This is a genomic window from Niallia sp. MER 6 (assembly GCF_023714395.1).
GTDB lineage: Bacteria > Bacillota > Bacilli > Bacillales > Cytobacillaceae > Niallia.
Genome location: NZ_JAMAUK010000013.1, coordinates 42,349 through 54,936, shown reverse-complemented (window position 1 = coordinate 54,936; position 12,588 = coordinate 42,349). Strand labels below are relative to the sequence as shown.

The following is a 12,588-nucleotide window of genomic DNA, read 5'->3' as shown; positions in this document are numbered from 1 at the left end:
ACTAGGCTTAATTTAATGGAGGAGAATAATGAAAAAGAAAGTTACCATTATTGGCGGTGCTGGGACAATTGGGTCGATTTTATATCAAGGTCTGCGCAGCAAATACAAGATTGTCATACTTGATAAAAAGGCACCTGAACAGGCAGTTGATTTCGTAGAGGTAAATGCAACAGATTACGAATCGCTCCTTCACAGCATTCCCAAAGATTCAGATGCATTGATTAATTTACTAACGATTAAATCTCATAATGACTTAAAGAATGTAGATAAGTTTAATGATATGACGAAAATTCACTTTATGGCTTCGTTTTATGTTATGCATGCTGCAATTACGTTAGGAATTCCTAAGGTAGTCTATGCGAGCAGCAATCATACGACAGATTATTATGAGAAAGATGGTTTTTCAAGGTTAGGAAGGGAAATTACAACAGCGGATTATCCTTACTCGAATGGACTATACGGCGTTCTAAAGCTTGCTTCCGAAAATATTGGCCATATTCTTACACATCAGCCTGAAAATAATCTTTCGGTAATTAATTTACGAATTGGAAGTGTACATCCAGACGAAATTCAAGCTGTAGAAGAAAATGATCGTTTGCACAGAACCTTGCTAACCCATGAAGATGCGGTCCAGCTTTTTGACTTGGCCCTTGAGTCAACAGTAAGATATGGTACCTACTATGGTGTTTCAGAAAATCCTCATAAACCATGGTCAACAGAAAACGCATGGAAACAGCTTGGATTTCTTTCACAGTCCAATGCAGCAGATATTTTAAAAAGAAACTAAGACTATTTTTCATGTCAAAAATGTTAACGTTAACATAATTCTGCTTTATAAGGAGTGAAGTGCTAAACGAATAGGTTGATTTATCATTTTTTGAATAGCGCATGACAATAAAATAACATCCCTTGAATCATATGACGATACAAGGGATGGCTGTTTCCTTTTTATGCAGAAATATTAGTATTGCTTTGTTTCTTATAAGCTTTAACTTTGTTTACAGCATAAATGATAGATATTACCCACACTACAATAATGGCAGCATATATATATGGATAGGCAGCTTCATTAGTAATCCATGAAGTCAAGAGTGTGCGAGCATTCACCAATATGATAAATCCACCAACCAGAACACCCATCAGCTGGGCATGCAGCTTGCGGACAAGCCATGCTGCGATTGGTGCGGCGATTATGCCGCCGATCATCAAGGCACCTACCCACAGCCAGTTAACCTGTTCCCAGCCTAAGGAAATGAAAAATCCTAATGTTGCAGATACTGCAATGGCGAACTCACTTGTATCAACAGTTCCAACCACTTTACGCGGGCTGATTCCCTTTTTTGATAGCAAAACTGGTGTTGCTATCGGACCCCAGCCGCCGCCGCCTGTCGCATCTGCAAACCCAGCGATTAGTCCTAGCGGAATGGATTGCTTGCGGCTTAGTGATAAGCTCTTCTTTTCTTCAGAGGGACGGAAGTTAAATAAGAAACGTACTAACACATATAGTCCTAGTAATAATAGGAACAAGGAGATATAAGGTTTTGCTAAGTCACCTGGCAGATTGCTTAAAAAAGTTGCCCCTAAGAAAGCCCCGATTGAGCCTGGAATAATCAAACGATAGACTGTTTGCTTATCGACATTGCCAAACTTAATATGCGATGCCCCAGAAGCAGCTGTAGTGACGACTTCCGCTAAGTGAACAGATGCAGAAGCAACAGCAGGTGCGATTCCGAAAGTAAGCAAGAGCGACGACGATGTAACTCCGTAAGCCATTCCTAATGATCCATCAATCAATTGTGCCAACAGGCCGATAAATGCAAAAATAATCAATTTTTTCATGTTCAATACCCCTTAATATTATTGAAAGTATAAAAAAAGGGCGTAATCCTATATATGCAGTAATTGCAATAAAGGGTTACGCCTTCGGTGTTCCGATCAGCTTGCCGAATTTTTAATTTTCTAAATTAAGATGATTATAAAACACACAATTCCTACCTGTCAACTTATATTTAAAATATTATATCCATATTAACTTCATTATTTATCCTTCGTACAAATGACATTTCACAGTCCGTTCCGTTTGTACCTGTATATTTTTCGGTACTTCTGTTTTGCAGCGATCGAAGGCGACTGGGCATCTAGTGTGAAATACACAGCCTGACGGCGGATTAAGAGGGGAGGGGATCTCTCCCTTTATCACCATTTTTTCTCGTTTGCTCTCTGGATTTAACAGTGGGACTGCTGAAATTAATGATTTAGTATATGGGTGCAATGGGTCTGTAAATAATTCCTCTGTAGGAGCTTGTTCGACAAGGTTGCCTAAGTACATAACTCCAACTTTATCTGCGATATGTCTGACAACACTAAGATCATGAGAGATAAATAAATAGGACAAGTTCAGCTCTTTTTGCAGGCTTTTTAACAGATTAACAATTTGTGCCTGGATAGAAACATCTAAGGCGGAAACTGGCTCATCACAAATGATTAACTTTGGCTCAAGGACTAGCGACCGGGCAATACCAATACGCTGTCTTTGGCCGCCGGAGAATTCATGTGGATACCGACTGTAATGTTCTTCACTAAATCCCACCTTTTTTAATATCTCTAATGCTAGGTTCTTTCGTTCCTGCTTTGCTCCTATCTTATGAATCGCCAGTGATTCCTCAATAGAATAGCCGACTTTTTTTCGTGGATCCAATGAGGTGTGAGGATCCTGAAAAATCATTTGCAGCTCTTTGCGCACATATTTTAAAGCGGATTTTTTCAGCTTGAAAATATCTTTATTCCGATAAAGCACCTCGCCATTTGTCGGCTCGACAAGCTTTAAGAGCGTTCTTCCTGCAGTGCTTTTTCCACAGCCTGACTCACCTACTAATCCGAACGTTTCACCCTCGTAAATGTCAAAAGAAAGGTCTTCGACTGCTTTAATAAAGGCTTTTGTTTTTCCTAACGAAGTTCTCACAGGATAATATTTCTGCAAATTTTTCACTTGAAGGATCGGTTTTCCTCTGTTTAAGGTTTGCTCAGTCTGCATACAGTGTGTCTCCTTTCTTTACCTCATCATAATGCCAGCAGCGGACACGGTGGTTTTTTGCGACTGTTTCTAAAAGAGGCATTTTACTTTCGCATCTGCTTGTTGCATACTTGCATCGCGGTGCGAACCGGCAGCCTTTTGGAATTTGAAACAGGGAAGGAACAGTGCCCGCAATGCTGTGTAAATAATCAACTCGTTCACCCTCAATTTGAGGCACAGACTTCATTAAACCAATTGTATAAGGATGAAAGGGCTGTTTGAAAAGAGTCTGCACATCTGTTTCTTCAATTACCTGCCCTAAATACATCACAGCGACTTTTGTACAAATATTGGCAATCACACCAAAGTCGTGGGTTATGAGGATAATCCCCATATTCAGCTGTTTCTGAAAAGAAGTAATTAATTCGAGAATTTGTGCCTGAATAGTTACATCCAATGCAGTTGTCGGCTCATCAGCAATCAACAGCTTAGGCTGGCATGATAACGCCATGGCAATCATAACCCGCTGCCGCATCCCGCCGGAAAGTTCATGAGGGTATTCCTTTGCCCTTTGTTCAGGGGAAGGGATTCCAGTGAGCTTCAGCAGTTCGACAGCTTTTTGGTATGCCTCTTTTTTTGTGGCAGATTGATGAATCCGAATTGATTCTGCGATTTGCTTGCCGATAGGCATTACAGGATTCAGTGAGGACATGGGATCTTGAAAAATCATCGCAATATCATTGCCGCGCAGCTTCTCCATCTTTTTCTTGTCATACTCCAAAAGGTTTTCCCCGTTAAACATAATCTTTCCATTATAAAAGGTGCTGTCTTCATCGAGCAGCTGGAGTATGGCTTCTGCTGTCACGCTTTTTCCGCAGCCGGATTCCCCGACAACACCTAATATTTCACCTTCCTCCAGTTCGAATGAAACACCGTCAATAGCCGAGACCTCTCCTTGATGTGTGGCAAAGTCCACTTGCAAGTCCTCGATTTTAAGCAATGGCAGCACCTGGCTCATTTTCTTTTCCTCCTCCTCACAGTTTGTTTGCTTTTTGGATCAAGATGATCTCTTAAGCCATCGCCGAACAGGTTGAGTCCAAGCACGATTAGTATGATGAACAGGCCGGGAAATACGGTCATCCACCAAGCATTGTATATAGCAAGCTTCCCATCATAAAGCATATTGCCGAGGCTTGGCAGGGGAGCAGGAATACCAGCACCAAGAAAGCTGAGTGATGCTTCCGTTAAAATAGTGACAGCAAAGACAAATGTCACTTGTACAATGAGCGGAGCAAGGATATTTGGAGCAATATGCAAAAAGAGAATTCGCAATGAACTCGCTCCTTGTGCTTGTAATGCCTCAATAAAAACCTTTTCCTTCACAACTAAGGCAGCGGCCCTGACAATCCTTGCTATAGAAGGGATGAAGACAAGAACAAGGGCGATGATAACATTAATTGATTTTGGTCCAAGGGCAGACATAATCGCAATCGCCAGCAGAATAGACGGAAAAGCAAACAACCCGTCACATATCCGCATAAAAATATGATCGAGCAGCTTGTAATAGGAAGCTAGCAGCCCGACAGTCAGACCAATACCAGAAGCGATTAAGGTTACAGTTACTCCAATCATTAAGGAGATTCGAACACCGTACATCGTCCTGCTGAACACATCTCTTCCAAAATTATCGGTCCCAAACCAATGGGCATTAGACGGTGCAGCTAAGCGGTTTTTTGGGTCGATTTCTAAAATCTCGTACGGAGAAACAAAAGAGGCGAACACTCCTATTAGAGTAGTTATAGTTAGCAGAATACTTCCCGTAAGCAGCAATCTGTTGGAAAAAAACCGGCTCTTTTTTTTGACTGTTTTTCTGCTGGTTAATGGCTTATTACCTAGTACTTTCGTGCTTTCTGACATGTTTTACTCCTTTCTTAGACTTGATAAGAATTCCGAACCCGTGGATCAATTACGGCATATAACAAATCAACGAGCAGGTTCATCAGTACATAGACAACTGTTATCATCAACACAGCTCCTTGTATGACTGCATAATCACGGCGATTAATGGACGAGACAATCAGCTGGCCAAGACCGGGAATATTAAATAGTGATTCGGTAACAGCAGCTCCAGTGACAAGCCCTGCGAAGGATTCGCCAATCACAGTTAAAATCGGGAGAAAGGCGACCCTCAGAGTATGCTTTAACAAAATGGCCTTTTCACTGACACCTTTCGCCTTTGCTGTCTTGATGAAATTTTCCGATAAAGTATCAAGAAGGGAGGACCTTGTCATTCTCGTAATAAGTGCGGCTTGAATCGTTCCAAGAGTTATCGAAGGCAAAATAAGATACTTTAGATGCTCCCAGATTCCTTGACTTAAAGGAGCATAGCCTGATACTGGCAGGATTTTCAGCTGAACCGCAAAAATCATAATCAGAAATGAGCCTAATAGAAAGCTAGGTATCGAAATTCCGATTAAACTAGTTCCGGAAATCAAATCATCTTTAACCCGTCCTTGGTTTTTAGCTGCAGTTATCCCAAATAAAAGGGCGATGCTGACACCGATAAGTTGGGAAAGAACAGCGAGAGAAAGCGTCGGACCGGCATTTTCCAAAAATGCTGTAAGAACTGGCTTTCCGAGAAAATAAGAAGTGCCAAGATCACCTTGTGCGATATTAGTGAGCCAAATGAAAAATTGAGCCAACAACGGTTTATCAAGACCGAGTTTTTGATTAAGTTCTGCTATTTGCTCAGGAGTTGCACCTTCTCCTAAAATAATCATGGCAGGGTTACCTGGCGTTATATGGATGATTAGAAAAACAACGACAGCAACGACTAACAGTACGGGAATGAGTGACAAAAGCCGTCTTATAATATATCCGCCCATGAAATCTTCCTTTCAAAATTGATAATTAAAATAGAAGAAGCAAGACAGGAGTAAGTAAGCACAAGTCTTGCTTCTTAAGTTGTATTAATTGTTTTTTAGACTGATATTATAAAAGACAGGTCCAAGATTGAACTCATAGCCGTCTACTTTATTGGTAACAGCATTTAAGGCAACTTTATGTCCAATTAAAGTAAATGGCAGTGTATCCCACACATACTTTTGGGCAGCATCAATCGCAGGTCTGGCGTCCTCCACATTGTCAGCAGCCTTAATAGCTTCTAAATATTTAGTTGATTCTTCAACAGGCGCACCATATGAAGTCCAAAAGCCTTGGAAAATCGTGGAGCGTGCAGCCCAATCAACAGGGTAAAGATCCCAGCTACTTGTATCCGTTAATTTTTCACCGAATGTTGCCCAATCATATACTTCCAGTTTTACATTGACACCAATATCCTCTAATTCCTGTTGGACAACCACAGCGGTATTATATTGGTCCTGATAGTCACGGGAAGTCAAAATCTTGATTTCTTCGCCTTTATAGCCAGCTTCTTTCAAATATTGCTTTGCTTTATCTTGATCATGCTGATTATATGCTGAACTGCCAGCTTCACTGTAATAGTTCGGGAATTGCTTATTAACAATAGAAGAAGTTAACTCATAGAAATCAGAACTTCCATAAGAGCTGGACAGGATGTCTTCAGCATTTATGACCGCATTGACTGCTTTTCTTGCGTTTAAGTCTTTGAAAAATCCTTCTTGTGAATTATAAAAAAGACCTAAGAAACCGCCAGGCGCTGATTCAAGGGTAGCAGTCTGTGCCCCTTCGACTTGCTGTGCATTATCACTGGATATTCCTAATGCAATATCAAATTGTCCAGTCGTCAATCCAGAGATTCTTGTAGATTCATCGGTAATAAAACTGATTTTAATTTCATCTAGATGTGGTTCTTTTTTTAGTTCTCTGCCATCTGAAGAGTAGTCAGCAAATTTTTCTAAAACTAAATATTGATTTTGTTTCCATTCCTTCACTTTGTATGGTCCTGTTCCTATATATTCTGTTGCCCCTTCATCTGGCGCATTTTCAATAATTTCTTTAGGCATAATAACGGCTGCGGGAATTGGATCGGCGAGCAGTGCAAGCGTATTTACATTAGGTGTTTTTAAATGGAGCTCCACTGTATAATCGCCTGTTTTTTTAACGATTGCTCCAATAAAGTTTGTTTTGCCGAGAGAAGAAAGCTTAATCCATCTATTAATAGACGCTTCTACATCATCTGCCGACATTTCTTGGTCATTATGAAACTTTACGCCTTTACGCAACTGGAATGTATATACTTTCTTATTTTCACTTACATCAATTTTTTCGGCTAAATCTGGTACAACATTGCCGCTGTCATCAAGAATAACGAGCTTTTCATAGATACTCCTTGTTGCATCCTTTACGGAAGAGTTACCGGTGATTTGCGGATCAAGTGTGGTAGGCTCACTTTGAAAAGCGATATTCAACGTTCCTCCATCTTGAACTTCATTGTCCGTTTTGTCAGAACTGCTTGTTGTGCCAGTATTGTTGCTGCAACCAGCCATTACGAATACAACAAGTAATAATGACAGCCATTTGTACTTTGTTTTTTTCAAAGTAATACCCCCTGTAGCGTGTAGTTTAATTCCTACTATTTAACTTTGTATTGTAGGATTAGTGCTTATGCTAACATCTGACAGAAGATTTGTTAAATTAAAAAAACTAATAAATGACTTTAAAAATACTAATTTTTGGAATTGAGAACCGTCTAGTTACCTGTATTAATAAAATTAAAGCATGACTTTAAAAATACTAATTATACATTTTCAAATTTTTGGTTTATGATAATCAAAACTATTCCTACAAGATTTGTTGGTATTTAAAAAAGCTAATGGAGGATGAGAATGATGACAAAGAAAAAACAAATTCAATTTGGTGTTATGCTGCACGGCCCTGGAGGACATATGAACGCATGGAAAGATGAATCTGTTCCTGCAGACGCTAGTGTAAATATCGAATATTATCAATCTATCATTAAGCAGGCAGAAGAAGCTGGGTTCACGTTCGCTTTTGTTGCTGATGGTCTTTATATTAATGAAAAATCGATTCCTCATTTCTTGAACCGATTTGAGCCGTTGACGATTTTATCTGCGCTTGCCACCATTACTAAAAATATCGGTTTAGTCGGGACAGTATCTACTTCTTATAGTGAACCATTCACGATTGCTCGCCAGTTTGCTTCGTTAGATAAGCTGAGCGGCGGCAGAGCAGGCTGGAATGTTGTTACTTCTCCATTAGAAGGATCAGCAGAAAATTACAGTAAAGCAGATCATCCTCACCATGCGTTAAGATACGAAATTGCCGAAGAGTACTTGCAAGTGGCCAAAGGCTTGTGGGATTCGTGGGACGATGACGCATTTGTAAGAGACCGCTCAACGGGACAGTTTTTCGATCCAGAAAAATTGCATACCTTAAATCATACCGGCAAGCATTTCTCTGTCAAAGGTCCATTAAATATCGAACGTTCAAAGCAAGGTCAGCCGGTTATTTTTCAAGCTGGCTCATCTGAAGCAGGGAAATACCTTGCTGCAAAGGACGCTGATGCTGTTTTTACTAATTCGAATTCATTTGAACAAGCTAAGGCTTTTTATGATGACGTCAAAAATCGGGCAGAGCAGCTTGGCAGAAGCAAGGATGACATCAAAATCTTCCCTGGCATCCACCCGATTGCAGGCAGAACTATTGAAGAGGCGGAAGAAAAATATGCAGCTATTCAAAATCTTGTATCCATAGAAGAAGCATTAAATTACTTAGGAAGATTCTTTGACCATTTCGATTTCAGTGCCTTTCCTCTTGATGAGCCTTTTCCTGAAATTGGGGATGTCGGTGCAAACAGCTTCCGTTCTACAACAGACGGCATCAAAAAACTGGCGAAGGAAAATGGCCTATCATTAAGAGAGGTTGCCCTGCAAGTAACAACCCCGAAAAGCGCTTTTTTTGGAACATATGAGCAAGTGGCAGACCAGCTGATTGCTTGGATTGACGGTGGTGCTGCAGATGGCTTCATATACGGTGCCCCAGTGCTTGGCAGCGGTTTGTCTGATTGGATTGAACACATCCTGCCAATTTTGGAAAGCAAGGGCTATTACAATAAGGAGTATACTGGTACAACGCTCCGCGAGAATTTAGGTTTAGCATACAAGCATAGCCAATACGAAAAACAGCCAATTAATCAAAAATAAACTTACAGGGGAGGAAGGAATTCACATGCTGCTGGATTATGGGCTTGTCGTCTCAAAAAAAGTATTTCGAATCAAGAAAAGGGAAGCATTTGCTCATTGTGAATATCTTCATTTTCCCGAAGTTCGGTTCTTTCAATGGTGCAATGAAAAATACAAAATAAATAAAGGGATTTACCATACAATTGATGAATGGTTTTATTCACACGGAATTCATAATATCATCAGCAGACGGATTCATGTTATTGCTTACTTAGAGTATTTGTGGGAACAAGAGCAATTCCAAACAGACAGCAAGTATGTCAAATTTGGGAGCGGCGGGTTAGTTAAATCACTTAAGCAATTTCTGGAGGAATCTTAAAAGCAGCTTATCGGAAAGGGAGGATGAAAATTGGGATTAAATATAGTGAGCGATAATAAGAATGAACTGGAAAGTCATTTAATTGATGTTCGCAGGAATCTTCATGCTGAACCTGAACTTTCTAACCAAGAAATAGAAACTTCCAAGAAGATAAAGAAATGGCTGGAAAACGCAGGGATTTCCGTGCTGGATGTACCATTGCAAACAGGTATCATTGGCGAAGTTAAAGGACAGTCTGATGGGCCGGTTGTTGCTATCAGGGCTGATATTGATGCTTTGCCAATTAATGAGGAAGCTGTCAGCTCATTCCAATCTACTATTCCTGGTGTAATGCATGCATGCGGCCATGATTTCCATACAGCTGTTATAATTGGAGCCGCTTATTTGCTGAAAAACAGGCAGGACAGATTGCGGGGAACAGTCAGAATTATCTTCCAGCCGGCTGAAGAAACTGGCCATGGTGCCAAATCTATTATAAATTCAGGCGGTTTGAACGCAGTGGAGGCAATATTTGGCCTACACAATGACCCGCTTAGTGAGGTCGGTGTCCTTGGTGTAAAGGAAGGCGTGTTAACAGCGGGAGTTGACCGGTTCGAAATTAACATAAAGGGAAAAGGCAGTCATGCTGCAAGACCACATGAAGGTATTGATCCTATCGTAATTGCCTCAGAAATTATTTCAAGATTACAAGCAGTTATAAGCAGAGAAACGAAGCCGAGTGAAACAGCCGTTATCAGCGTCACACAAATCCGCGGCGGCAACACTTGGAATGTAATTCCTGAGACAGTTTACTTAGAAGGCACTGTAAGGACATTTAAGGAAGATATTCGCGAAACGATACGAAAAAAAATCGAGCGAGTCATTAAAGGAATAACAGAAACATATGGCGCAAAAGGGGAACTAATCTGGCATGCTGGCCCGCCATCTGTTAATAATGATCCAGAATGGACCAACTTTGCGAGCCATATTGCAAAAACAAATGGCTATAAAGTAGTCGAAGTTGAACCAACATCAGGAGGAGAGGATTTTTCCTTTTACCAGCAATTAATTCGTGGTGCTTTTGTTAATATCGGCGTATCTGGTGAATATGGTCTCCATCATCCAAAATATACACTGAATGAAGAAGCGATATTGCCGGCGGCTTATTACTTTGCAGATCTTGCAGAACAGGCGTTAAATAAGATTTATGCAGAAAATTTTGCAAAAAAATCTAGCTGATGGAAGTAGATTATAAGCTTAAAAGGACCCTATGAAGAGTCCTTTCAAACGGAAGACAAACTCTCTATTATTAAAGAGTTGTCTTCTTTTTTTATTTTTACGGGGTGAAGTCTCATCCCATAACACAGGCAAGTGATAATGAATGTTCGTGTTTTGCTAATTCTATTACTAACGTGAATGAACCTTCTCTCCTTGGACCCACACTTCTTTAATGTTTTCTGGACGAACAAGGTATAGTATTTTTTGGAAAATATCATCTAATTCTTCCTCTGAATTAAAAATAGGAAGCTTAGCTGCGGGCGCTTTTGTATCAATAATTTGAACGTCCCACGAATAGTTTTCTGCTATTTTTCCAATAGGCAGACTTAAGCTTTCACCACCGCCAGCCGTAGCTAAATAAAAGGCTTCATGAATGGAAATGCGAGAATCTGGCACACCGCGCTCTTCTGCAGAAAGTGCAGTGCTGACACCATCTTCTAGCATGCGAGACGAGACGACTGCTTGCTTTGCATTGTCATAAATACTTGGCGTTGCGCCTGCTGAAATATCGGTTCCAAGGCCAATATCAATTCCCATTGCTTGAAATCGTTTTAAAGGTAAGACACTGTTGGCGAAATATGCGTTCGATAATGGACAATGACTAATGGCAGTGCCGGTGCTTGCAAACAATGCAGCATCGTTGTCATCAAGGAAATTGCAGTGAGCCATAACTGATTTTTCGCCTAGCAATCCAAAATCATTAAGTGCAAAAGCGTCATTTTTTTGCAATCTATCTTTTACATATTGGTGTGCCCAATCACTTTCACTGCAATGGGACTGTATATGAGTGTCATATTTAGCAGCCAAATCACCTAGTCCTTTCAACGCTTCGTCTGAACAGCTTGGTATAAAGCGAGGTGTAACAACAGGGTAGACGCCTTGCTTCACATCTTTGGCTAATTCCTGTACGGCAAGGATAAACTCCTCTGTATCTTTAAGAGCTGTTTCTGTATCAGCATCACGGTAATAGAGAGGATTTTGTTCTGGATCATCCATCACTACTTTTCCTACAAGGCCTCGTTGTCCTTTTTTTGCACAAATCTCTGCTAATAATAAGCTTGCTTCTTTGTGAACTGTCGCGAAATAAAGCACAGTTGTAGTTCCATTGGCGAGTAAGGTGCTAACTAAATCTTCATATACTGTCTCAGCAAATGATAAATCTGCATATTTTGCTTCAAGGGGGAAAGTATACGTATGCAGCCAATCATATAGCGGGAGATCAAGGGCAGTCCCTGATTGTGCCCACTGCGGAGCGTGAACATGTAAGTCGACAAAACCAGGTAAAAAATATTGGCCTTCATCTAATTGCCGAAAGTTGGCATCTTCTTTGTGTGCAGTTAAAAGGGAAGCATAATCCTCTTCTTCAGGGCTAACAATCTTTTCGATTAAGCCTTCAGCATTTACAAAGAAGAGATGGTTTTTCAAGATATTTACTTTTTCAGGAGAATAACTAGTGAATGCAGTGCCGTGAAAAATATACGTATAATTAATAATAAACACCTTCCTATTGTTCGTGTTTTATGTTAATATAAACATTGTAATGGATGATTAGTAGCTAGTCTACAGAAAATCATATCGCTTTGCTAGATTTAAAGAAACAAGAAAAATTATTTTTGAAAAATATCTTGAACTTAATAAATTTCGTGGTATTGTAGTAACAAACCAAAATTAAATAGTGTTTTTCATATAATCGTGGGGATATGGCCTACAAGTTTCTACCTGTTTACCGTAAATAAACTGACTATGAAAAGCTAAAAGAATGGCTTATGAATATAGGTCTATTCTTTTGATACTTTGAACTATGAAGCTCGAAG

Annotated in this window: 11 protein-coding genes and 1 riboswitch; of the genes, 4 read left to right on the top strand and 7 right to left on the bottom strand. The window is 40.1% G+C overall.

The genetic code is table 11. The annotated features are described in order from the left end of the window. The first annotated feature begins 28 nt into the window (after positions 1–28). A complete protein-coding gene (locus M3600_RS16365) occupies positions 29–787 on the top strand; it encodes an NAD-dependent epimerase/dehydratase family protein (RefSeq protein WP_233314880.1) in 759 nt (252 codons plus the stop codon). 161 nt (positions 788–948) lie between these two features. On the opposite strand, the gene M3600_RS16360 is transcribed toward M3600_RS16365, so the two are convergent. The 6 genes from M3600_RS16360 to M3600_RS16335 all read right to left on the bottom strand — a co-directional run bounded on the left by M3600_RS16360 (position 949) and on the right by M3600_RS16335 (position 7,533). After that, positions 949–1,839 carry a sulfite exporter TauE/SafE family protein gene (locus tag M3600_RS16360; protein WP_233314881.1) on the bottom strand — a complete coding sequence of 297 codons (891 nt, stop codon included), beginning with the start codon at positions 1,837–1,839 and terminating at the stop codon, positions 949–951. A gap of 202 nt (positions 1,840–2,041) precedes the next feature. After that, the gene (locus M3600_RS16355) at positions 2,042–3,034 is read right to left on the bottom strand and encodes an ABC transporter ATP-binding protein (RefSeq protein WP_251646732.1); all 993 of its coding nucleotides are present in this window, start codon (positions 3,032–3,034) and stop codon (positions 2,042–2,044) included. Next, the gene (locus tag M3600_RS16350; RefSeq protein WP_251646730.1) at positions 3,024–4,031 is read right to left on the bottom strand and encodes an ABC transporter ATP-binding protein; all 1,008 of its coding nucleotides are present in this window, start codon (positions 4,029–4,031) and stop codon (positions 3,024–3,026) included. Before M3600_RS16350 ends, M3600_RS16355 begins: the two co-directional genes overlap by 11 nt. Then, positions 4,028–4,930: an ABC transporter permease gene (locus tag M3600_RS16345; protein WP_251646728.1), complete on the bottom strand. Its 903-nt coding sequence runs from the start codon at positions 4,928–4,930 to the stop codon at positions 4,028–4,030. Before M3600_RS16345 ends, M3600_RS16350 begins: the two co-directional genes overlap by 4 nt. Before the next feature lie 14 nt (positions 4,931–4,944). Then, a complete protein-coding gene (locus M3600_RS16340; RefSeq protein ID WP_233314885.1) occupies positions 4,945–5,898 on the bottom strand; it encodes an ABC transporter permease in 954 nt (317 codons plus the stop codon). Between the two features lie 84 nt (positions 5,899–5,982). Next, positions 5,983–7,533, bottom strand: a complete 1,551-nt coding sequence (locus M3600_RS16335) for an ABC transporter substrate-binding protein (protein WP_251646726.1) — start codon at positions 7,531–7,533, stop codon at positions 5,983–5,985. 291 nt (positions 7,534–7,824) lie between these two features. Between M3600_RS16335 and M3600_RS16330 the strand changes: the two genes are divergently transcribed. From M3600_RS16330 to M3600_RS16320, 3 genes are read left to right on the top strand one after another with little or no spacing between them, the layout of a single operon-like run. Beyond that, on the top strand, positions 7,825–9,159 hold the full coding sequence (locus tag M3600_RS16330; RefSeq protein WP_233315615.1) for an LLM class flavin-dependent oxidoreductase: 1,335 nt from the start codon (positions 7,825–7,827) through the stop codon (positions 9,157–9,159). Positions 9,160–9,184: 25 nt separating this feature from the next. Next, positions 9,185–9,517, top strand: a complete 333-nt coding sequence (locus M3600_RS16325) for a hypothetical protein (RefSeq protein ID WP_233314887.1) — start codon at positions 9,185–9,187, stop codon at positions 9,515–9,517. 30 nt (positions 9,518–9,547) lie between these two features. Next, entirely contained in the window at positions 9,548–10,735 is a 1,188-nt protein-coding gene (locus tag M3600_RS16320) for an amidohydrolase (protein WP_251646724.1), read from the top strand. Positions 10,736–10,903: 168 nt separating this feature from the next. Here the strand turns inward: M3600_RS16320 and guaD are convergent, their stop codons facing one another. Continuing rightward, positions 10,904–12,268 (bottom strand): guanine deaminase, encoded by a 1,365-nt coding sequence (gene guaD / locus M3600_RS16315; protein ID WP_233315616.1) that lies wholly within the window; start codon positions 12,266–12,268, stop codon positions 10,904–10,906. Between the two features lie 168 nt (positions 12,269–12,436). Further along, positions 12,437–12,538, top strand: a riboswitch (purine riboswitch). The last annotated feature ends 50 nt before the right edge of the window (positions 12,539–12,588 follow it).